General features: G+C 72.1%; 18 protein-coding genes. 8 read left to right on the forward strand and 10 right to left on the reverse strand.

What is annotated here, in order from left to right; all coding sequences use genetic code 11:
* Window positions 1-10: 10 nt before the first annotated feature.
* Window positions 11-565 (reverse strand): ATP-binding protein, encoded by a 555-nt coding sequence (locus B042_RS0102060; RefSeq protein ID WP_028646834.1) that lies wholly within the window; start codon window positions 563-565, stop codon window positions 11-13.
* 216 nt (window positions 566-781) lie between these two features.
* Between B042_RS0102060 and B042_RS21655 the strand changes: the two genes are divergently transcribed.
* Both B042_RS21655 and B042_RS0102070 read left to right on the forward strand, forming a co-directional pair.
* Window positions 782-3,325 (forward strand): ATP-binding protein, encoded by a 2,544-nt coding sequence (locus B042_RS21655; protein WP_051415405.1) that lies wholly within the window; start codon window positions 782-784, stop codon window positions 3,323-3,325.
* The gene (locus B042_RS0102070) at window positions 3,306-3,992 is read left to right on the forward strand and encodes a response regulator (protein ID WP_036553672.1); all 687 of its coding nucleotides are present in this window, start codon (window positions 3,306-3,308) and stop codon (window positions 3,990-3,992) included. Before B042_RS21655 ends, B042_RS0102070 begins: the two co-directional genes overlap by 20 nt.
* 11 nt (window positions 3,993-4,003) lie before the next feature.
* Here B042_RS0102070 and B042_RS0102075 read toward each other — a convergent pair whose 3' ends face one another.
* Window positions 4,004-4,951 carry an aminoglycoside phosphotransferase family protein gene (locus B042_RS0102075; RefSeq protein ID WP_028646836.1) on the reverse strand — a complete coding sequence of 316 codons (948 nt, stop codon included), beginning with the start codon at window positions 4,949-4,951 and terminating at the stop codon, window positions 4,004-4,006.
* A gap of 300 nt (window positions 4,952-5,251) precedes the next feature.
* The gene (locus B042_RS0102080) at window positions 5,252-5,929 is read right to left on the reverse strand and encodes a sirohydrochlorin chelatase (protein ID WP_028646837.1); all 678 of its coding nucleotides are present in this window, start codon (window positions 5,927-5,929) and stop codon (window positions 5,252-5,254) included.
* Window positions 5,930-6,564: 635 nt separating this feature from the next.
* On the opposite strand from B042_RS0102080, the gene B042_RS0102085 reads away from it, so the two are divergent.
* The 3 genes from B042_RS0102085 (at window position 6,565) to B042_RS0102095 (ending at window position 9,175) form a co-directional block, all read left to right on the forward strand.
* Window positions 6,565-7,368, forward strand: coding sequence for a nucleotidyltransferase domain-containing protein (locus B042_RS0102085; RefSeq protein ID WP_028646838.1), 804 nt, complete (start codon window positions 6,565-6,567; stop codon window positions 7,366-7,368).
* A gap of 85 nt (window positions 7,369-7,453) precedes the next feature.
* Complete coding sequence (gene def / locus B042_RS0102090; protein ID WP_028646839.1) at window positions 7,454-8,011, forward strand: peptide deformylase; 558 nt, start codon at window positions 7,454-7,456, stop codon at window positions 8,009-8,011.
* Window positions 8,012-8,212: 201 nt separating this feature from the next.
* Complete coding sequence (locus tag B042_RS0102095) at window positions 8,213-9,175, forward strand: hypothetical protein (RefSeq protein ID WP_028646840.1); 963 nt, start codon at window positions 8,213-8,215, stop codon at window positions 9,173-9,175.
* A gap of 17 nt (window positions 9,176-9,192) precedes the next feature.
* On the opposite strand, the gene B042_RS0102100 is transcribed toward B042_RS0102095, so the two are convergent.
* From B042_RS0102100 to B042_RS21660, 3 genes are read right to left on the reverse strand one after another with little or no spacing between them, the layout of a single operon-like run.
* Window positions 9,193-10,431: an MFS transporter gene (locus B042_RS0102100; RefSeq protein WP_028646841.1), complete on the reverse strand. Its 1,239-nt coding sequence runs from the start codon at window positions 10,429-10,431 to the stop codon at window positions 9,193-9,195.
* Between the two features lie 42 nt (window positions 10,432-10,473).
* Window positions 10,474-11,265 (reverse strand): alpha/beta hydrolase, encoded by a 792-nt coding sequence (locus B042_RS0102105; RefSeq protein WP_028646842.1) that lies wholly within the window; start codon window positions 11,263-11,265, stop codon window positions 10,474-10,476.
* Complete coding sequence (locus tag B042_RS21660; RefSeq protein WP_081748548.1) at window positions 11,258-12,289, reverse strand: CPBP family intramembrane glutamic endopeptidase; 1,032 nt, start codon at window positions 12,287-12,289, stop codon at window positions 11,258-11,260. The genes B042_RS0102105 and B042_RS21660 overlap by 8 nt, the downstream gene beginning before the upstream one ends.
* Before the next feature lie 216 nt (window positions 12,290-12,505).
* Here B042_RS21660 and B042_RS0102115 point away from each other — a divergent pair, with 216 nt between their 5' ends.
* Window positions 12,506-14,662, forward strand: coding sequence for an elongation factor G-like protein EF-G2 (locus tag B042_RS0102115; protein WP_028646843.1), 2,157 nt, complete (start codon window positions 12,506-12,508; stop codon window positions 14,660-14,662).
* Between the two features lie 40 nt (window positions 14,663-14,702).
* Here the strand turns inward: B042_RS0102115 and B042_RS0102120 are convergent, their stop codons facing one another.
* Entirely contained in the window at window positions 14,703-15,503 is an 801-nt protein-coding gene (locus B042_RS0102120) for a M48 family metallopeptidase (protein ID WP_051415406.1), read from the reverse strand.
* Between the two features lie 6 nt (window positions 15,504-15,509).
* Window positions 15,510-17,291 carry an amidohydrolase gene (locus B042_RS0102125; protein ID WP_028646845.1) on the reverse strand — a complete coding sequence of 594 codons (1,782 nt, stop codon included), beginning with the start codon at window positions 17,289-17,291 and terminating at the stop codon, window positions 15,510-15,512.
* A 455-nt stretch (window positions 17,292-17,746) separates the two neighbouring features.
* On the opposite strand from B042_RS0102125, the gene B042_RS21665 reads away from it, so the two are divergent.
* Window positions 17,747-18,871, forward strand: a complete 1,125-nt coding sequence (locus B042_RS21665; protein WP_051415407.1) for an acyltransferase family protein — start codon at window positions 17,747-17,749, stop codon at window positions 18,869-18,871.
* Window positions 18,872-18,926: 55 nt separating this feature from the next.
* Here B042_RS21665 and B042_RS0102135 read toward each other — a convergent pair whose 3' ends face one another.
* Window positions 18,927-19,811, reverse strand: a complete 885-nt coding sequence (locus B042_RS0102135; protein WP_028646846.1) for a CDP-alcohol phosphatidyltransferase family protein — start codon at window positions 19,809-19,811, stop codon at window positions 18,927-18,929.
* A 230-nt stretch (window positions 19,812-20,041) separates the two neighbouring features.
* Between B042_RS0102135 and B042_RS0102140 the strand changes: the two genes are divergently transcribed.
* The gene (locus B042_RS0102140) at window positions 20,042-21,481 is read left to right on the forward strand and encodes a GuaB1 family IMP dehydrogenase-related protein (RefSeq protein WP_028646847.1); all 1,440 of its coding nucleotides are present in this window, start codon (window positions 20,042-20,044) and stop codon (window positions 21,479-21,481) included.
* Here the strand turns inward: B042_RS0102140 and B042_RS21670 are convergent.
* A complete protein-coding gene (locus B042_RS21670) occupies window positions 21,396-22,244 on the reverse strand; it encodes an endonuclease V (protein WP_051415408.1) in 849 nt (282 codons plus the stop codon). The two genes, B042_RS0102140 and B042_RS21670, sit on opposite strands and share 86 nt — an antisense overlap.
* Between the last annotated feature and the right edge of the window lie 21 nt (window positions 22,245-22,265).

The following is a 22,265-nucleotide window of genomic DNA, read 5'->3' on the forward strand; positions in this document are numbered from 1 at the left end:
CCCCCGGTCCTCAGGCGGCTGGCCACGAACTCCCGGTCATGTCGTAGGCCAGGTGGAACCAGACCTTGCGGATGCTGGGGTGCCCGTTGTCGCCCCAGGTGGTGGCGAAGCTGTCGACCAGGGCGAGCCCCCTGCCGCTCTCGGCGGTCAGCCGGTCGCCGGTCGGTACCTCGGCCGAGAGAAGGCCTCCCCCGCCGGGAAGCGAACGGGTGGGACGCCCGTTGTCCCTGCACACGAGCGTCAGCCCGTTCGCGGCCCGGGTCACCTTGAGGACGAAGGTCTGCCCCTCCTCTCCCGAACGGCTGTGCCGCAGGGCGTTGGTCGCCAGTTCCGTGCCCAGCAGGGTGAACAGGTAGCGGTAGTCACCCTCGCGCGAGGCCGCGCACGTGTCCAGGAAGGCGCGGACCAGGGGCATGTTCCTGGCCTGTCCGGGGAACTCCCAGTGCCGCTTGGTGTAGGGGACCGGGGGGCGGTGGTTGAAGTAGTGCCGGTACTCGTCCGGTACACCCGCCAGGACGGACTGGGTGTCCTCGGCGAGAGCGGGCACGGGAACGAGCGTGGGCATGGAGGGCTCCTTAGGGACGGTTCTGCGGGCGAGGGGGAACCGTGGCAGGGGGCTGCCAAGAGTCCGGGACCGTGTGGGGGGACGGGTCGGGACCGGCTACGACCTTACGCGATCGAAGCCCTGCGTAACAGGGGATGCGGCTATGGCGAGCGACCCGTTTCCCACCGCGCTGCCGCTCGGGTGCTCCCCCGCACGGGCGTCCGGGACAATGGGGACGTGACACGAGGCAAACTCCGCGTCTACCTGGGCCCGGCCCCGGGCGCGGGCACCACGCACAGCGCGCTGGCCGACGCCAGGCGCAGGGTGGCCGACGGGGGCGACGTGGTCGTCGCGGCCGTGCACACCCGCCACCGGGAGGGGACACTCGCCCTGCTCGAGGGGCTCGAAACGGTTCCCCCGCTCCCCTCCGGAGCGGTGGACACCGCCGCCGTCCTGACCCGGTCCCCGCAGGTGGCCGTCGTGGACCACCTCGCCTACAGCAACGGGGGCCGGTCTGCCAACGAGGCCCGCTGGCAGGACGTGGAGGAGCTGCTGGACGCGGGGATCGACGTCGTCTCCACCGTGGGCGTCCACCACTTGGAATCGCTCAACGACGTCGTGAAACAGATCACCGGCGTGCGCCCCGAGGAGACCGTCCCCGACCAGGTGGTACGGCGCGCGGCCGAGGTCGAACTCGTCGACGTCACGCCTCAGGAGCTGCGGCGGCGCATGGCGCACGGCGACATCCACCCCGCCGAGCGCGTGGACGCGGCCCTGTCGTCCTACTACCGGGAGGGCAACCTGGCGGCGCTGCGCGAACTGGCGCTGCTGTGGACCGCCGACAACGTGGAGGAGGGGCTGTCCCGCTACCGCGGCGAGCACGAGATCCGCAGCACCTGGGAAGCGCGTGAGCGTGTCGTGGTGGCGCTCACCGGGGGGCCGGAGGGGGAGACCCTGATCCGCCGGGCGGCGCGGGTGGCGGCGCGTTCGCGCGGGGGCCGGCCCCAGCCCAGCCACCTGCTGGCGGTGCACGTGGTGGGTCCGGACGCCATCGGACGGCCGCTCACGGAGGACCTGGTGCGCCAGCGCAAACTGCTCGCTGAGCTGGGCGGCACCTACCACCAGGTGATCGGCTCCGACGTGCCCAAGGGGCTGTTGGACTTCGCCCGGGGGGTGCACGCCACCCAGATCGTGCTGGGGTCGTCGCGCCGTCGGCCGTGGCAGTACGTGTTCGGCCCGGGGGTGGGCGCGATCGTCGCCCGGGAGTCGGGCGACGTCGACGTGCACATCGTCACCCACGAGCAGGTGGGGAGCGGGATGCGGCTGCTCCCCCGCCCCGGGCGCGGAGTGGGCGAGCACCGCAGGGTGACCGGCTGGGGGCTGGCCGGCGTGGCGCCCGCGGTGATGGCGATGGTGCTGCTGCTGCCGCCGTTCCAGGGTGTGGGGCTGTCCTCGGACGCCATGTTCCTGATGCTGGCCACGGTCGCGGCGGCGGCCGTCGGCGGCCTGTGGCCCGCACTGGCCTCGGCGTGCTGGAGCGCGCTACTGCTCATCCTCGTGCTGTCCCCGTACCACGGGCGGCCTCCGGTGTCGCTGGACAACGCGGTGGCCCTGACCGCTTTCCTGTCGGTAGGGGTGCTGGTGGCGGTGGTGGCGGAGATAGCCGCCCGGCGCTCGGTACAGGCGGCGCGGGGCCGGGCGGAGGCCGACATGATCGCTCTGCTGGCGGGGAGCGTCCTGGCGGGGAACGAGCCGCTCCAGGCGCTGCTGCGGAGGATCCGCAAGACCTTCGGGCAGCGTTCGGCGACCCTGTTGGAGCGGGTGGAGGGCGACCGGTGGCGGGCGGTGCACAGTGTGGGTGCCCCCGCGTGCGAGGCTCCCGACGACGCGGACGCGCTGGTGACGATCTCCGACTCCCTGGCGCTGGCGCTGCGCGGCCACGTGCTGCCCGCCGCCGACCGGGGGGTGCTGTGGGCGTTCGCCGCCCACCTGGGCATCGCCCTGGAGCACCAGCGGCTGGAGTGGGACGCGGCCGAGGCCCAGCGCAAGGTGGCGGGCAACCGTATCCGCACCGCGCTGCTGGCCGCGGTCTCGCACGATCTGCGCACACCGCTCACCTCGATCAAGGCGAGCACGGAGAGTCTGCGCGCCACCGACATCGCGCTCGCTCCGGAGGACCGGGACGCCCTGTTGGAGACCGTGGAGGAGTCCGCGGACCGGCTCAACCGTCTGATCGACAACCTCCTGGACATGAGCCGGGTGCAGACGGACAGTGTGCGTCCCAAGATCCGGCCGGTCGGTCTCGAGGAGGTCGTGGCGGCCACGCTGATCGGCCTGCCGGGCGGCGCGGTCACGGTGGACGTCCCCGACGGTCTGCCCCGGGTCAGCGCCGACGCGGGCCTGCTGGAGCGGGCGGTGGCCAACGTGGTGTCGAACGCGGTGCGCCACAACCCCGATCCGGACGTGCCGGTCCTCGTCGCCGCGAGCGCGCACGGCGACCGTGTGCAGTTGCGGGTGGTGGACCGGGGGCCGGGCGTCTCCGACGAGGGGAAGCAGCGGATGTTCGAGGCGTTCCAGCGGTTGGGGGACGCTCCGCAGGGCACCGGGGTGGGTCTGGGGCTGGCGGTCGCGCGTGGTTTCGTGGAGGCGGTACACGGCACGCTCACCCCGGAGGACACTCCGGGCGGGGGACTGACGATGGTGTTCGACCTCAGGGCCGAGGATCCGGGCACTGCGGACGAGACACGGGAGAGGGGCACCGATGCGGGTCCTGGTCGTTGACGACGACATGCAGATCATCCGTGCCATGCGGATCAACCTGCGGGCGCGCGGCCACGACGTGGACACGGCACCCGACGGGGCGGCGGCCCTGCGGCTGGCGGCCGAGCACCATCCGGACGTGGTGCTGCTGGACCTGGGGCTGCCGGACATGGAGGGCATGGAGGTCATCCAGCGGCTGCGCGGGTGGTCGCAGGTGCCGATCATCGTGCTGTCGGCGCGCCACTCGGCGGGTGAGAAGGTGCGCTGTCTGGACTCGGGTGCGGACGACTACGTCACGAAGCCGTTCGGGATGGACGAGCTGCTGGCGCGGATGCGCGCCGCCGAGCGCAGGTCGGTGCGCTCGGAGGAGGCACCGGTGGTGCGTACGCCCTGTTTCACCGTCGACCTGGGGGCCAAGCGCGTGCTCAGGGAGGGAGAGGAGGTGCGGTTGACCCCGACGGAGTGGCACATCCTGGAGATCCTGGCGCGCTGCTCGGGGCATCTGGTGAGCCAGCGCCGCCTGCTCCAGGAGGTGTGGGGGCCGGCGTACCAGAGCGAGACCAACTACCTGCGGGTGTACATGGCGCAACTGCGCCGGAAGCTGGAGCCGGACCCGGCGTGCCCGCGGTACCTCATCACCGAGGCGGGCCGGGGGTACCGGTTCGAGACACCGGAGGGGTCGGCCTGACCCTTACCGGGTCACCTGGCCTGGGCGCGGCCGTTGATGAGGGTGTCCTCCATCAGTTCCATGAGGGTGGCGAACTGGTCGGTGTGGCCCTGGGCCCGGTTGACCATGGCCACGGCCATGCAGGGGGCGAAGGCCCGGACCCACTCCATCATCCGTTGGCCGTCCACACCCATGGTGCGGGAGAGCACGTCCACCCTGCGCTCCACCTCGGTGACGCTCGCGGCCTTCCACACGGCCCAGTCCACGGCGTCCACCGCCCCGTCCCCATAGCAGGCGCGCGGATCGACGGCGACCAGTCCCCGCGGCCCCCCGTCCAGGACGTTGCCCGGGTGCAGGTCGCCGTGCAGGGGGGCGAGGTCGATCTCGCCGACGGCGAGGGCGCGGGCCCTGTTGTAGCCCTGGTGCATGGCCGTGGGGGAGACGATGTCCACGGCGGGCCCCTCGTTGCGTTCGCGGGACCAGAGGTCGAAGACGAACTGGACGCGGGCCATGAGCGGGCGCAGCTCCATGAGCCGTCGGCGCGGTACGTCGACGCCGTGGAGTTGGGAGATGAGGGTGCCGATGGTGGCCATCGGTGGGACGATCCCGGTCTCGGCGAGGGTGGTGTCGCGTTCGATCCGCTCCATGAGGATGGCGCCGTGCCCGGAGTCCACTGCCCACACCCGCGGTACCCGGCCCGTGGGTCTCCACATGCGGAGCATGGCGGCCTCGGAGACGGCCAGGCCGCTGTCAGGGGTCAGTTTGAGGACGCCCTTCCTGCCGTCGGCGAGGGTGGTGTAGAGGACCACGGACGTGCGTCCGTGCGTGGCGGGCCCGTCGACGGTCAGCCGCCACTCCGCCGCGAGCTTGTCCACCACGGCGGGGAGTTCGGACAGCCAGTCGGCCACGTGGCCTCCGAAGCGGCGTTTGAGCCGCCGCAACTGCCGATCATCGACGAACTGCGCCGTGATGTCGTTCATACGTCCACCTTCGGTTCGCTGACGTCGGCACCGTCGCGGTCCGGACACCGTGGCGGGGCGCACGCGCGCGTCCCGGCGGTCCGCCGTGGCCGGGGACTGCGGCGGGGGCCCTCCGTTGCGACGCGAGGGGCGCTTGGCCTGGGCGGAACCATGTCCGGCCCGTCCCGCGCCGCTTCCCTGCGGTACAAAGCCGTACGGTCGTGTGGGTGCGGGTTTTCCCACCCCCTGGGCACATACCCATCCGGGCAACTCCGGTAACGGTTGCGCCACAGTCGGGCCTGCCGGGCAACCGTCGCCGCCTCAGGCGAGGCGGCCCTTGGCCGCCCTGTGCTGGGCGAGCAGGGTGTCCACGACGAGCTCGGACGGCCAGAGCGGTGCGGTGAGGGCGGTGACGTCGAGTCCGCGGAGGAGGTCGAAGTCGGGCCCGTCCACCAGGCGCCAGGCGGCCACGGCCACGCGCTCGCGGCCGTCGCGGCGCAGCCGGTCGACCGCGTCGAAGACCGACGGCGCCCATGTGCGCAGGTAGCCGACCTGAACCGGGGCTCCGAGGCGTCGGCTGAGCATGCGGGCGACGTCTGTGACGACCTGGCGCTCGTCCGAACCGGTGGTGCCGTCAGCGGCGAGGACCACGCCGTCGTCGGTGCTCCACCCGGACTCGGTGAGGCGGCCGGCCAGGTCGGCGACGATGGAGGGGACCGCGCCCAGCGGGGTGGTCCGGCAGGCGTCGCCCATGCTGGAGAGGTCGAGCCGGGAGAGCAGGTTGGCGCTGGCCACGTCCCCTCCCGCGACGTAGGCGGGGACGACCACCTTGGGCCCCTGCACGGAGGCGATGGCGGAGGCCACCTCGTCCGGGCTTCCGAAGGCCGGGGCCACGGGGGCCTCACCGCGTTCGGCCACGGCCTCGGCCAAGCCGCACAGGGCGTCCCTCCGGTGGGCGTCGCGGGAATCGTCGGCTACGAGGACCATTGTGGGGACCATGTACGGCTCCTTGGGATCGCTGTGGAGATCTGCCGTTGCCCCGAGCGTAAAGCGACCCCGTTTCGGGGGCATGCACGCGTGTTACGCCGAGGAAAACATCGGACAATGGCTGTGATGGTTATCTCCGGATGCCGCCTTGGTGAACCATAACGATCCGGAGTTCCTTGTGGGCGCGACCATCATATCCGCCCCGATCTGCGACAATACTCCAAAAAATGGTGAAAGTGATCTCCGATGGGGCTGGAGAACTTCACGTGAATGCACAGAAGAGGATTCGGGAACACCACCGAACTCGATCCTGGAAGGTCTGCACAAAGGAATTCTCATGCATATGCATCAGACATATGCACATGCTTCTTCCGGCGCTCGCCGAGCCGGGTTCCCGGCTCGGTGCCGCAGCCGGAGCCGACCCTCTCATGCCACAAGCGGATGACACCTGTCAAGGGTGCGCTCTCCCCTTCCGGACTAGCCGCACACCACCTGGCATGGAGAGACCAGGGTGCGGGTACGGCGTGATCACTTGCTATCGCGCCCCCGCTCTGTCCAGACTTGATTGTCGGACGCGCACCGCGTCCCGGCCCCCGCCCCTCGGCGGAGCCGCCCCGAGCCGACGAACCTCTCAGACTGGAGTGAGCATGGCCGTCCACCCACGGGTGCAGACGCTGGCCCAAGTCTTCCTCGCGCACGCGGACCGGACCGCCCCCGGGCTGGTCGAAGGCCTCTATCTGACGGGTTCCGTCGCACTCGGCGACTTCCGGCCCCACACCAGCGACGTCGACTTCGTCATCATCACCTCCCGTACTCCGGAACCGCATCTGCTGCGCCGCGTCCACGCGCTCACCCGGGCCGACGTGCCGCAGCCGCAGTTCAACGGAATCCACCTCACCTGGGACGACCTCACCCGGGACCCGGCCTCCTGCGGCCCGGTCCCCTCGGTGGTCGGCGGGCGGTTCCAGGCCCGGGCCCGCAACGACGTCAACCCCATCACCTGGCACGTCCTGGCCGAGCACGGCGTGTCCGTGCGCGGGCCCCACCCGCTCGAACTGGACGTGTGGGACGAGCCCGGCAGTCTGCGCGCGTGGTCCCTCGGGTCGCTGGACGAGCACTGGAGCCGATGGCGTGAGAAGGCCGGGCGCCTGGTCACCCCGCGGGGTCTGGCCGTGCTCGGTTCCCTGGCCCCCTCCTGGAGTGTCCTGAGCGTCAGCCGACTGCACTTCACCCTCAAGACGGGGGAGATCACCTCCAAGTCGGGTGCGGGCGCCTACGCCCTGCACGCCTTCCCCGAACGCTGGCAGAGCATCCTCAACGAGTGCCTGCGCGTACGCCGCGGCGGCCAGGCCCCGTCCCTGTACGAGAACGCCCTGGCCCGCCGCCGTGCGGCCCTGGACTACATCGAGATGGTGCTGGACGACGCCCTGCGCCCCGGTCTGGCCGTCTGAGCACCCGCACGGGCGCACGCCACCGTGGGGAGGCCGGCACGGATCCGGGTCCTCGGTGAACCGCGCATGTCCTAATCTGTGGGGCATGGCCATGCACCCCATCGTCCGTTTCGGCGACCCCGTCCTCGTCACCCCGACTACCCCCGTCACCCGTTTCGGCCAGCGCACCGAGGCCCTGGTGCGTGACCTCTTGGACACGGTGGACGCGCCGGGCCGCGCCGGGGTGGCCGCCACCCAGATCGGGGTGGGGATGCGGGTGTTCAGCTACAACGTCGACGGACGCATCGGGTACGTCATCAACCCGCGGATCGCGGAGCGGTCCGCGCAGACGCAGGAGGGCGACGAGGGCTGCCTGTCGGTCCCTGAACTGTGGTATCCCACACGCCGCGCCCAGCACGCCGTCGTCACCGGGGTGGACCTGCGCAACGAGCCGGTCACGGTGGAGGGGACGGGGCTCATGGCGCGCTGCCTGCAACACGAGACGGACCACCTCGACGGCATGCTCTACATCGAGCGGCTCGACCCCGACACGCGCAAGCGGGCGATGCGCGACATCCGCCGCTCCTCCTGGTTTCTGCCGGACGCGGTGCCCTCCCCCGCCCCCGCACCGTCCCTTCCGAGCGCCTTCGGTGGTGCGGGTTGAGGCGGATCACCATTCGCCGCCTATCCGGTGCCCGACTCCAGGTATCTTTCAGGACACATCCCCGCACACTCCCCCGACGTCTCTTGAGTCGACACACCGCAACCGAGATCTCGTAGAGTCCGTCCTGCACTCCCCCGCCACGGCGCCTCCCACCCGCCACGGCAGGAAGCGCGCGGGCGGACCAGGTACGGAGTCAGCACGATGCCATCCTCTTCCGGCCCCACCGCCCTGCGCCGCGGGCGCAGGGCCCTCACGATCACCGCCCTCGCCTCGGCCCTCGTGGTCGCCGCGGCGGCCTCGGCCTACGCCGACCCCGAGGACGTCGACATTGACGAGCTCACCGAGCGCGCGGAGGAGCTGGAGGAGTCCTACAACGGCGAACTCCTCCAGTTCAACGAGATCCGCGACCGCGTCGAGGAGGCCGAGGAGGACCTGGCCGAGATCGAGGAGGAGCTGGAGGCCTCACGGGGCGGCGTCTCCGTCATCGCGCACTCGCGGTACAGGAACACCGGGATGGACCCCGCGCTCCAGATCGTGTTCTCCAGCGACCCCGAGTCGATGTTCGCCGACGCGGCGGCCGTCGACTACATCGGTGAGAGCCAGGCCGGGCAGATCAGCGGCCTCGTCCAGACGCACGAGGAGCGGGAACAGATCCTGGAGGACCTGAGCGACGAGCTGTCCGAGGCCGAAGAGCTCATCGACCACCTGGAGGAGCAGAAGGAGGAGGTCGAGGAGCAGATCGCCGAGTACGAGGCCGAGCAGGTCCCCGAGACCCGGGGCAACGGTACGGTCCCGGCGAGTGCCCAGGGCGGCGGCTGGAGTTCCACCACGCCCCGTATGGCGGCGATCCGCGACGAGATCATCCGGGTCCACGGCGCCCCCTACCCGGTGGGCTGCTGGCGCAACACCGCGGACGACCACGGCGACGGACGCGCCTGCGACTTCATGATGAGCTCCGGCGGCGCCTGGCCCTCGGACGCCAACAACGCGCTGGGCGACCAGATCGCCCAGTACGCCATCGACAACGCCTCCCGGCTCGGTGTGGACTACGTCATCTGGAAGCAGCGGATCTGGCAGCAGACCAACCCGTCGTGGGTGTTCATGAACGACCGCGGCAGCACCACCGCCAACCACTACGACCACGTCCATATCAGCTCGTACTGACCGCCCTCAACGGACGCCTACGGCACAGCCCCCGTGCGGCTCCGGGCCAGCGGCAGGGCGGCCGCCAGAGCGGCGGCGGCCAGAGCGAAGGCCGGGCCGTAGCCGAGCGACTGGATGAGCATCCCGATCACCATCGCCCCGGCGCCGGTACCCCCGTCGTAGCCCATGTTCCACACCGCACTGGCCCGGCCGACCCCGGCCGGGCCGGCGCGGTCCAGCATGACGGTGAGCGTCTCGTTCTGCACCGCGCCGAACCCGAGCCCGAGCAGGGCGGTCCCGGCCAGGACGAGGAGGACCGCCGCAGCCCCGTCCCCGCCGGACCGCAGAGCGACGGCGACGAGGCACACGCCCACCGCCGCCGCCACGGTGCCCGGCACCAGCAGCACGGTCCGCCCGAGGCGGTCGTACAGGTTCCCGGCCGTGCCCCGGCCGATGACGACGCCCAGCGCGTACCCGGCGAGGGCTCCGGCCACAGTCCACGCGGCCCCCTCGAAGGGGATCGCCAGGAAGGTGCTGACGGCGGCGCCCGCCGAGGCGGTCAGCAGCATGAGGACCAGCGGCGCGGCCAGGAGTGCCAGGGGAACCGGGGGCACGGGGGCGGCGGTCGGCATCCGCGCGCAGCCGGTGAGCGCCGCCCGGTTGCGGCCGCCGTCGGCGTACCAGATACCCATGGAGAACACGGCCCCCGCCACCGAGCACAAACCGGTGATCCAGAAGGCGGTGTCGAACCCGAAGGCGAGGGCCAGCCCCACACCGCCAGGCAGGATGAGGACCTGGGGCAGGCCGAGCGCCAGCCCGTAGTAACTCGTGGCCCGCCCCACCTGTGCCGGGGGCACCAGCCGCGCGGCAAGAGCGGTTCCGGCGACCGTGACCATCCCGAACCCGACGCCGCGCACGGCCGAGACGGCGATCAGCGGCACCAGGTCGTCGGTGAGCGCGAACAGAGGGGTGGGGACCCCCATGACCAGGCAGCCGACAGGCAGGATCCACCGGTATCCGCACCGCTCCAGGAGCCGGGGCATGAAGATCTGGGTGGCCACGGTGGTGAGCATGAACGCGGTCGTGGTGCTCCCGGCACCGAACTCGCCCGCCCCTCCCCGCGTCGCCCACAGGGGGACGAGGGGGAGTACGGCGGCGAATCCGCAGAACCCGACGGCGGTGGCCGCGAGCAGCAGGGCGAACCCCCGGCCTCGGAGCCCGGGACGGCCGGTCGCTTCGTGTGCACGCGTCGAGGATGATGGGCGGTTTCTTGCCATCATTCCTTTTTAGTCGATTTCCGCGGACGGACGGGCCGCGCGCTATCCCTGGTGTGCGGTGACCCGTGTCAGGAGCCAGTCCCGGAGCCTGACCGTCAGTTCGGGGGTAACGCCGCGTTCCGCGTGCTTCATCCCCGGAACGACCCACAGCTCCCGGGGCTCCCTGGCTGCGTCGTGGATCGCCACGGCGTGGGACACGGGGAAGTAGGCGTCGGCGTCGCCGTGGACGACCAGCAGCGGGACCGGGGCGATGTCCCCGGCCACAGCGCGGGGTTCTGCGGGGAGGTCGGCCCACTCCTGGTCGGTGACCCGCACCTTGCGGGCGTACCGGAGGAAGGCGCGCCCCAGGGTTGCGTGGACACCAAAGTGCAGCAGGCGCATCCGCCGCGTCCCCCGGTAGTACCAGCGGCTCGGTCCGCTGACGGACACCACGGCGCTGACGCCTCCGCAGGCGGCGGCGTGGCGGACGGCGACCGCCGCACCCATGGAGAAGCCGACGGTGGCCACGGAGGTGTAGCCCCGCTCCCTGAGGTGGGCGACGGCCGCCTCGAGGTCGTGGATCTCGGCGTTGCCGACCGTGCTGCACCCGCCGGAGTCGAAGTGGCCCCGGAAGTCGAAGGTCAGCACGTCCCCGACGGGCATCAGTCCTTCAGCGATGGCGCGTGTGTCGGAACTGTTGTGGGTACCGGTGAATCCGTTGGCGAGGACGACGGCTGTGGCGCGGGGGGCGTCGGAGCGGCGCAGGGCGGCATCGAGGGGGACTCCGTCGGAGGTGACCAGCCGGTGCCGCTGGAGGTGGATCGGGGACTTCGGGCGGTCGATCGCGTCAGTCACCAGACCATCGTGCCCCATCGGGCCGGACCTGGGGAGTCCGCCCCGTGTGTCCTCCCTCCCACCGGCCGCTCCCTCCGTGCCCGTGGGTGCGGGGCGGCGGAACCCGGCCCCGGCGGCCGCGGCGGCCCCGGCGGCCCCGTCCCGCTCCGGCGGGGAGGCGTCCCGGGGCCCCGGCGTACGCGGCGGGCGCGCCGTGCTCCGTGTTCGCCTCCGTGCGGGCGGACACGGGCGGGAACACCAGCGACCGCAGGTTGAGAGCCGTGTGCACGGCGATCGGCACCCACAGGCTCCCCGTGCCCAGGTACAGGACCGTGAACAGGGTGCCGGAGGCTCCGGCCCCGACCAGCCCCCACCACCCCTGGTACAGGTGAGCGACGGAGAACAGGAGCACGGACAGCACGGCCGCGGCCCACAGCGGGGCGCCCATGCCCGCCACCAGGACGATGAACAGTCCTCGGTAGAGCAGTTCCCCGAACACACCCCCGGTGACGGCGGCGCCCGCGGCGGCCGCGCGCTCGGGGGGCGTGTCGGGGACGAGCGTCCACTGGGGCACACTGCCCGGTTCCGGAAGGGGGGCGGCCCCGGCCGCCGGAGGGCGCCTGCGATGGCCGCGCCGGCCGCCGCGTTCCTGGACGGGACGGCTCCCCCAGGGGACCCACCGCGACGCCCACCCGGGCACGCCGTGGACCAGGACCCGGAGTGCGGCCAGCGCCAGCAGCCCGCCGACGGCGCCCCCGACGACCGGAGACCACGCCTGCGGGGCCCGCAGTCCCAGGTCAGCGGCGGTGAGGCCGTCTGACAGGGACAGGACCACCACCACCGCGACCCCCCAGAGGGCGTGGACCGCCATGGTGGAACAGTGCAGGAGGACCAGGGCGCGCGCGTCGCCGTCGCGGCGGCGGCGCAGCCAGGAGAGTGCTCGGCGGCCGAGGAAGGGCTCGCCGACCGCCGCGAAGAGCAGGAGCGCGACCGTCAGGAGAGTCCCGACGAGGCTGAACTGGGGGAGGGTGTCGGACCAAGGCACGGTGTCAGCTTAAAGCGCGCTTCACCTCACAAATGCCTTGATCTCCTGGATCGTGACACAACTTGCCACTTATTGCACACAACACATACCAGGACATAAGGGTGCCTTCTTGTGGTAGGGGGCATGACACGCGAACGTAGGGAGTTGTGACGCATCGTGCCAGGGGCGGTGACCACCGCCCAGACACGACCGGCGACCCCGGAAGGGTGGCGAGGGATGGCGGATCGAACCGCAGTGGTAGCCGGGGCCGCCAGGCCCGAGGACATCCGCAACGTGGTGCTGGTCGGGCCGTCCGGCTCCGGGAAGACCAGCCTCGTCGAGGCCCTGCTGCTCGCCGCAGGTCGACTGGACCGCGCCGGGCGCGTGGAGGAGGGCACGACGGCCAGCGACGGCGACGAGGTCGAGATCCGCCAGAAGCGCTCCGTGAACCTGACCCTCAACCCGGTGGCGGTGGACGGCGTCAAGGTCAACCTGCTGGACACACCGGGCTACGCCGACTTCATCGGAGCGGTGCGCGCGGGCCTGCGCGGCGCCGACGCCGCCCTCTTCGTCGTCTCCGCCCTGGAGGGGGTGGACGGGCGGACCCGTGTGCTGTGGGAGGAGTGCGCCGCCGTGGGCATGCCCCGCGCCGTGGCCGTCACCGGCATCGACCACCCGCGCGCCGACTACGACCGGGTGGTCGCCCAGTGCCAGGAGGCCTTCGGCGGAGGCGTGCACCCCGCCTACGTCCCCGCGGTGGAGGGCGAGGGCGATGCGCGCCGCGTCGTCGGTGTCTGGGGACTCGTGTCCGAGCGCTACTACGACTACTCCTCCGGTCCCGGCTCCGAACCCCGGCAGGCACCGGAATGGCTGCGCGAGGCGGCCGGGCCGCTGCGGCGCGTCCTCGTGGAGGAGGTCATCACCGAGAGCGAGGACGAGGACCTCATGGACCGCTACACCGAGGGCGGCCCGCTCGACACCGACCGCCTGGTCGCCGACCTCAAGCGGACGGTGGCGGCGGGCGGGTTCCACCCGGTTCTGGCGGTCAGCGGTACGACCGGGGTGGGGGTGCGCGAACTGCTGCACGAACTGCCGCTGGCGTGCCCGGGCCCGGAGCGCCGCGCCCTGCCGGAGGTGATCGGTCCCGACGGACGCCCGGTGGAGGGCCTGTCCTGCGACCCCGACGGCCCCCTGGCGGCCGAGGTGCTCAGCACCTCCAGCGACCCGTACGTGGGCCGCACGAGCCTGGTCCGCGTGTTCTCCGGGACGCTGCACGCCGACTCCGGGGTACACCTGCACGGGCACGGTGTGCCCACAGGCCGCACCGGGGACGAACGCCTCGACCGCACTGGCGACGACGAGCGGCTGGGGCCGCTCTCGATCCCGGCCCCCGGGAGCGCGCTGCCCGTGTCCGAGGTGATCGCCGGCGACCTGTGCCTGGTGGGCCGGGTGCCCGGCGCGCGGACCGGGGACACGCTGTCCGACCTCGGCCGCCCCCTGCGTGTCGCGCCCTGGGCGTTCCCGCATCCGATCCACCCGGTATCCGTCCGGGCGGCCTCCGACACCGACGAGGACAAACTGTCGCACGCCGTCGCACGGCTGGTCGCCGAGGACCCGTCGGTGCGCGTCGAGGTCAATCCGGAGACGCACCAGATGGTCCTGTGGACCCTGGGCGAGGCACACCTGGACGCCGCTCTGGACCACCTGGAGCACCGGTACGGGGTGAGCGTGGAGACCGGCGGGGTGCGGATCCCGCTGCGCGAGACCTTCGCGGGCCCCGCCGAGGGCCTGGGCCGCAACGTCAAGCAGAGCGGCGGCCACGGCGAGTACGGCGTCTGCCGGATCAGGGTGGAGCCGCTGGGGCCCGGGGCGGGGCTGGAGTTCGTCGACGAGATCGTGGGCGGCGTGGTGCCCCGGCAGTTCATCCCGTCCGTAGAGAAGGGCGTGCGCGCCCAGATGGCGGAGGGCGTGGAGGCCGGGTACCCGCTCGTGGACCTGCGCGTCGTCCTCTACGACGGCAAGGCGCACTCGGTGGACTCATCGGACATGGCCTTCCAGAAGGCGGGGCGGCTGGCGCTCAAGGACGCCGCCGGCTCCGGTCGGCTCGCGAAGCTGGAGCCGGTGGACGCGGTGTCCGTGGAGGTGGACGAGGCCTATCTCGGAGCCGTGATGGGCGACCTGGCCGCCCGCCGGGGCCGGGTGGTGGGCACGGAACCCGCCCCGGGCGGCCGGACGGTGGTCCGCGCCGAGGTGCCCGAACTGGAGATCACCCGCTACGCGGTGGAGCTGCGCTCCCTGGCGCACGGCACGGGGGTGCTCACCCGCTCCTACCTGCGCCACGAGCCGCTGCCCCCTCGGCTGGCGGCCCGCCTCCCCCGCCAGAGGACCGCCTGACGGCAGCCCCACCAGGGAATGACCGCCCCGCAGGCGCCGATCAAAGCACTCGGCCCGGCCTGCTCCGGTCGGCCAGGGCAGCGAAGCGGAACGTGTTCACCGGGTGGCTGGAGAGCAGGTTCACCAGCAGGACGAAGAACCCGGTGTCGGTGTCCGCGCGCGCGGCGACGGCGTGGAAGTCCACGTCCCGGTAGAGGTACTTGCCCACCGCGAGCGCCCGCATCCCGTACATGCCCTCGGGGCAGTAGGCGTAGGCGTGGTTGTCCGCGGTGTACTCCTGGGCACGCCCCAGCGTGGAGCCCACCCCGGGGATCACCTGGGCCACGGACACGCAGAAGTGCCGCCAGAAGGAAGTGTGGCCCGCAGCGATGTGCCCGACCTCGTGGCCGATCACGAAACGCAGCGCGTCGGGGTCGGCGAGCCTGCCGCCCACCTCGAACAGGTCGCTGTTGACCGCCACGTACCTGCGCAGGCCGTGCCCGGAGGCGAAGGCGTTGAGGACGCCGTTGCCCAGCACGACGTAGGCCTCGGGCACCCGGCGCATGTTGAAGGCGGCGGCCGCCTCGGCGACCATCCGGTGGGCCTCGGGGAACTGGTCCTCGGTGATGCGCACCCCGTTGACGCGCTGGCGTGCGTAGAGCTGGCCCCGCACGAAGTACACGAGCGCGGGGATGCTGAGCAGCAGGAGGGGCTCCTCCGGGTCGCCCGAGACGGCCCTGCTGACCGCGCCCACGACCGCGAGGAGCGTCACCGCCCCGCACGCCACCAGGATGCGGTTCTCCCTGGGGTGGCGGAGCCGCCTGCGCACACGGGGATCACCCCATTGCCAGGCGGATCCCATGCGCGGTCAGCGACCGTGCCCCGGGCCGGGCCGGTCCTCGTCCGAGCCGCTCTCCGGGGGCGGCCCGGAGAAGGCCGGTCCGGACGGGGGCTCCTGCGGAGGCGGCGGCCCCAGCGGCAGGTCGTCGTCGAGGTAGGGGGACAGGTCCGCGGAGAGTGTGGCCTCCTCGCCGTCCGCCTTCCTCTCCGAGGGCCACTCCTCGTCCCAGGCACCGCCGGGACGGTCCTCCGGGGCGGGGTCCGACCACGAGGACAGGAACGCGCTGTCGTAGGCGTCGCTCTCGTAGGATCCGCCGTCCGGCCGTGAGGGGGCCGAGTCGGGGAAGCGCCCCGGGGACTCCGCCGGGGGAGGTCCGGGGACTGCTCCGCCCGTCGGTGCCAGACCCTCGGCAGCGCTCGGGGAGAGGGGGTCGGGCGTGTCCGAGGCGAGCAGTTCGTGGGAGCGCGCGTCCGTCCCTCCGAAGGAGGCCGGCTTGTCACTGCCCAGGTAGGACAGCGCTGCCACGGTGATCGCCGCGAGCCCCGCGCGCAGGGTGGGCTCGCGCGCGGGGGCGAAGAACGGCGAGTGCGGGCTGGGCACGTTCGCCATCTTCTCGTAGGGGGTGGAGCCGGGGGCCGCCTCCCACACGTCGTGCGGGGTGGCGCCGACGAACCACAGTACGTAGGGGATCGGCTGGGGGTCGTCCGGCAGGCCGAACAGGCCGATGTCCTCGCTGCCCGGCGAGGGGTCGGGCAGGTGGATGACGTAGTCCTCGCCGAAGTAGGCGAGGTGGGCGGCGGAGACCGCCTCGGTGCTCTCGGGGTCGTTGCGGGTGATGCCCACGCCCCGGAAGGCCTCGACCACGGGCTCGCGGGTGGCGCCGGAGGCAGCGGCCTCGGCGCGCACCATCCGGCCGAGGGCCTCCTCCAACTGGGCGATGACGCCCTCGTTGATCGCTCTGGTGTTGATCTCCAGGTAGGCCTCGTCCGGGATGACGTTGGCCCTGGCCCCGGCGCGGATCCTGCCGACCGTGAGCACCGCCATCTCGCCCGGGCTGATCTCGCGGGCGACCACGCCCTGGAGGCGGGTCACGATGTGGGCCGCGATGAGCACGGGGTCGATCGCGGTGTGCGGCATGGCCGCGTGGCCGCCCTCGCCGAACACGCGCACCCGGTAGGAGCGGGTGGCGCCCATGACGACACCGGAGCGGTGCGAGATCAGTCCGGCGGGCTGCGGCCCCAGGTTCTGGGCGAGGATGACGTCAGGGCGGCCGAAGCGCTCGAACAAGCCGTCGTCGAGCATCCGCTTGGCGCCGTCGGTGGTCTCCTCGCCCGGCTGGGCGACGACCATGACGGTGCCGGACCACTCCTCGCGGGTCTCAGAGAGCAGGTCGGCCGCGCCCACCAGGCAGGCCGTGTGCGCGTCGTGCCCGCAGGCGTGCATGACGGGGACCTCGGCACCGTCGTCGCCGACCTCGCGTGCCGTGCTGGCGTAGGGCAGCCCGGTCCGCTCGGCCAGGGGGAGGGCGTCCATGTCGGCGCGCAGCATCACGGTCGGCCCGGGCCCGTTGCGCAGGAGTCCGACCACCCCGGTGCCGCCGACACCCGTGTGGACCTCGTAGCCGGTACGGTTCAGCCACTCGGCGACGCCGCTGGCGGTGCGGTGCTCGGCGTGGGACAGCTCGGGGTTCTTGTGCAGGTCGACGTAGAACCCCTCCACGAGCGGGAACAGCTCGTCGAGGAGTCGCATCACCACACTTCCGTGCTGAGCGGCACGGTTGGGATCCACCGCGTGCGGCACGGTTTCCACCGCCTTCTTCGTTCCGGACCTGGTCGGCGCTGCCCCGCGGGCACCTGCCAGGGATCACCCTATCTGCGCAGCCGTGACCGGCTCACACCAACGTGTCGGCCGGCGGCACCGCCCCGGGTCGGCCGTACACGGCGATCGGGCACGAAATCCCGCGCGATACGGCGTCACCCGTTGGCATATCGCCGTACGTCTCAGTAAGGTAACGCCCATTGGAAGGGGTCGTGAACATCCGGGTCTCCCCCTCGCGCTCCACGCGATCCGCAACGCCCGGATGCCTCCCGCCCGTGGGTTCCCGCGCCCGAGGTCCCGCGCCGCACCAACCCGCGACGCATCCGCCCACGGCGCACCGCAGGCCGACCCCGATTCCGTCACGGCCCCACCCGTCCGCCACCGCTTCCGCGTGCGGCGGCAGAGCCGTGGACCCGTCCCACACATCACGCATTCGGAGTCCGTACGTGGCCTCATCCACGACCAGTCCGCAACACGGCCGCCCGGGGGAAGAGCGGTGCGCGTCCTCCTCTCATGCCTCCGCTCCGACGCCCGCGCCCGACCGGGACGCGCGACTGGACAACGCCAAGTTCCTTCTCATCGCCCTGGTGGTCCTCGGCCACGGGATCGAACCCCTGACCGGCTCCTACGAACCGACCCGGGCTCTGTACTTCTGGATCTACCTCTTCCACATGCCCGCGTTCATCGTGATCAGCGGGTACCTCTCACGGTCCTTCGACGGCTCGTCCAAACGCGTGGAGAGGCTGTTCCTGTCCCTGGCGGTCCCCTACCTCGTCTTCTGGACGATCCACCAGGTGATCTCCGGCGCGGCACGCGGCGGCCTCCCCGACTCCCTGTCGGTCCTCAAACCGACCTGGACGCTGTGGTTCCTGGTCGCCCTCTTCCTGTGGCGGCTCAGCGTTCCCGTCTGGAAGCGGCTGCGGTGGCCCGTGGCCGTCTCCGTGGCCGTCTCGTTGTTCGCCGCCACGGCCGACCTCGGCTCGACCCTGTCGCTGGGCCGCGTGCTCAGCCTCCTGCCGTTCTTCGTCCTGGGCCTGTGCCTGCGCCGGGAGCACTTCGCGCTCCTGGACCGCACCTGGGTGCGCGTCTGCTCGGCCGCGGTACTGGTGGGGACCGCCGTCCTCGCCGTGCCGATGTCCGGCGACCTGAGCCGGGAGTGGCTGTTCTGGCGGAACAGCCTCACCGACCGCGACATCGACCCTCTGGCGCCCAGCATCGGCATCAGGCTCGCGTTCATGGCCCTGGCCCTGGCGATGACGGTGGCCGTCCTCGCCCTCACCCCCAAGCGCCGTACCTGGATGACGGCCCTGGGTGCCTACACGCTGTACGTGTACCTGGGACACGCCGTCTTCTACAGGGTCCTCAAGACCACGCCCTGGTACGACCTCACGGGGGGCGCCGTGGGAGCGGCGGTCAACATCGCGCTCGCGGCGGCCGTCACCCTGCTGCTGTGCGCCCCGTGGATGCGACGGTGCATGCGGTGGGCGGTCGAACCGCAGCCGACATGGTTCCTGCCCGAGGACTCCCCGCTGCGCCGTGGCAAGGCCGGATCCGGCGCGGGCACCGGCTGAGGCCCTCCCGGGGCCCGCGGGCCCCGGGAACGGGTGGACGGTCACCGGGCTGTGCTCAGCGGCCGTCCCCGGACCGCAGAAGCGCCTGGACCCGGCGGGACTCCCCCCACAGCCGCCCGACCAGGACCGCCTCGAAGAAGCCCAGGGCCGCGCACGAGAGGACCGCGATCGGAAGGATCAGGCTGTCCAGGGGGGTGGCCAGGGAGACCAGCGCGGACGCGGGGGCGACGATGCACAGGAACATCTCGAACTCGATACCGCTGAACAGGTGAGGGCGCACCCGGTGCCGCAGGAGGGACGCACGAACCCTCGCGTACAGGCCCCGTGGAGCGGGAGCGGGATCCCCCGGGGCCTCCTCGGCCCCCTCCCCCTCCGGATCGTCTTCGGTGCCGGCACGGACCGGCTCGGGCTCCCCGGCCATCTCCGCCAGGGCACGCTTCAGGGCCCGACGGGTCTTGGCGACCTGTGAGGCGTTGAGATAGCGCAGCAAGTCGAAGAAGACCACGACCGGCGCGGCGATCAGGTAGGCGGTGCTGCCCGTGGCCGCCCACTGGCCGACCAGCAGCGCCATCACACAGCCGAAGAAGCGGATGCGGTCGAAGACGAAGTCGACCCAGGCACCGAAGATCGAACCGGTGCCCTTGAGGCGGGCGATCTTGCCGTCCATGCAGTCCAGGACGAAGCTCAGGTGGAACAGCAGGGCACCGGCCAGGAGCCAGGCCCAACCCGCCGCGCCGGCCCACACCGGGGCCGCGAAGCAGACCGCTGAGAACAATCCGAGGAGACCGGCGCCCAGGGTGAGCTGGTTCGGGGTGAGCGAGGTCCGGTTCGCGGCCCAGACGACCAGGCGTCCGGCCAGGGGATCGACGAGGAAGACCGTCCACCAGGCGTCCCTGGTTTTATAGGTCTCTTTGACGTGGTCGAGTGTGAATCTGGACATGCGGTTTACTTCTACTTCCCAACGGGCCCGTCCCGGCCCGGCCGAAGTGCCGGGGGGCGTACCGTCCGAGCGGGGGTATGGCAGCGGTGAACCGGCCCATCATCCCAGACGGCTTTGGTGCCACCGGCCCTTCCGCTGCATAATCGACTGGTAAGAGGGGGATCAACAGGGTGCCGTACGCGCGAGCGGCGGAGTGGGCCACCCCCTTCGGTCTCGACCGAGGTAGACACTTGCGTTTTCTCAACGACCAGGCTCCCCAGCAGGACCTCACCTACAGCGATGTGTTCATGGTCCCGGGCCGCAGCGACGTCGGCTCCCGGCTGAGTGTGGACCTGTCGTCCCCGGACGGCACAGGAACCACCATCCCGCTGGTCGTGGCGAACATGACCGCGGTGGCCGGGCGGCGGATGGCCGAGACGGTCGCCAGGCGCGGCGGCATCACGGTCATCCCGCAGGACATCCCACTCGAAGTGGTCGCCGACGTCGTCTCCTGGACCAAGGAGCGGCACCTGGTCTACGACACGGCCATCACCCTGAACCCGTCGAGCACGGTCGGTGAGGCGCTCAACCTGCTGCCCAAGCGGGCGCACAACGCGGTCGTCGTGGTCGACGGGGCCCGCCGGCCCCTCGGCGTGGTCACCGAGGCCGACTGCTCCGGCGTCGACCGCTTCTCCCAACTGCGCGAGGTCATGACCACCGAGGTGCTGACCATCGCCTCGGGCACCGAGCCCCGGGAGGCGTTCGGGGTCCTGCACGACGCCCGGCACCGGCTCGCGCCGGTGGTCGACGAAGAGGGCGCGCTGGTGGGCGTCCTGACCCGGACCGGCGCGCTGCGCTCCACGCTGTACACGCCCGCGGTGGACGCCGGCGGCCGACTGCGGGTGGCCGCCGCCGTGGGTATCAACGGCGACGTGGCGGGCAAGGCCGCCGAACTGGTGTCGGCAGGGGCCGACGCGCTGGTGGTCGACACCGCGCACGGCCACCAGGAGAAGATGCTCTCGGCGATCGCCAAGGTGCGCGCGCTGGAGCCCGGCGTCCCGGTCGTCGCCGGGAACGTCGTCACCGCCCGGGGCACCCGGGACCTCATCGAGGCGGGCGCCGACATCGTCAAGGTCGGTGTGGGACCCGGTGCGATGTGCACCACCCGCATGATGACCGCAGTGGGCCGCCCGCAGTTCTCCGCCGTCCTGGAGTGCGCCGACGCCGCCCGCGAACTCGGCGGGCACGTGTGGGCGGACGGCGGAGTGCGCCACCCGCGCGACGTCGCCCTCGCTTTGGCGGCGGGCGCCTCCAACGTCATGGTGGGCTCCTGGTTCGCGGGCACCTACGAGTCGCCCGGCGACGTCATGCGCGACGCCGAGGGCGCGCAGTACAAGGAGAGCTTCGGCATGGCGTCGGCGCGCGCGGTCAGACTCCGCACCGCCGACGACTCCCCGTTCGACCGGGCCCGCAAGGCCCTGTTCGAGGAGGGCATCTCCACCGGCCGGATGTACCTCGACCCCGAGCGTCCGGGCGTCGAGGACCTCATCGACCAGATCGTCGCCGGTGTGCGCAGCTCCATGACCTACGCGGGCGCCGCCTCGCTCACCGAGTTCCGCGAGCGCGCCGTCGTGGGTGTGCAGAGCGCCGCCGGCTATCAGGAGGGGCGTCCGGTTCCGACCAACTGGTAGAGGGGGGTGCGGCGGACAGCGCCTTGCGGTGTTCGCCGCACAACCGGTCGGCGTGGCGGACCGGCTCGGGGATCCGGTACTTCGGTGACAGGCGCAGCACCAGGTCGGCCGCCCCGGGCAGGTCCACCCTGTGCCCGGCCGAGACGTAGACGGGCTTGACGCCAGCCCGGGTGCGCAGAACGCGCCCGACGACCTCCGCGCCCTGCTCGGCGAGGGCCGCCGAGTCGGGCACCGTCTCCGAGCGTCCGGCGACCATGGGCGTCCACGCCCCCCGCTCCAGTCCCGGGACGCTGTGTTTGCCGTACAGGACCGACTTGGCCGATCCCACGACCGGCAGGTCGAGCAGCACCCCCAGGTGGGAGGCGACACCGAACCGCCGGGGGTGGGCCAGTCCGAAGCCGTCGCACAGGTACACGTCGGGGATGGCCGTGAGCTGTGCCAGGGCCCTCAGCACCGGGGGGAGCTCGCGGAAGGAGAACAGCCCCGGGACGTAGGGGAACTCCGGTGCGGCGGAGATGACGGCCGAGTCGACCACCTCCCGTGTCCGTGCGTCCAGGACGACGGCGGCGGCCGAGAGCAGTGAGTCGTCCTTGGCGTAGCTGACGTCCAGTCCGGCGACCAGGCGCACCGCGTCCGCGTCCAGCGGCTCCTCACGCACCCGGTCCGCCATGCGCCGTTGCAGCGCGACGGCCTCGCTCGGATCACGGGGCCACAGCTCCGCGTCGTCCAGAACCTGTTCGACCCGTGCGGCGATCTCCGGCATATCCGCCTCCGTCCTCGCGTT

This window comes from Nocardiopsis sp. CNT312 (assembly GCF_000515115.1).
Taxonomy (GTDB): Bacteria; Actinomycetota; Actinomycetes; order Streptosporangiales; family Streptosporangiaceae; genus Nocardiopsis.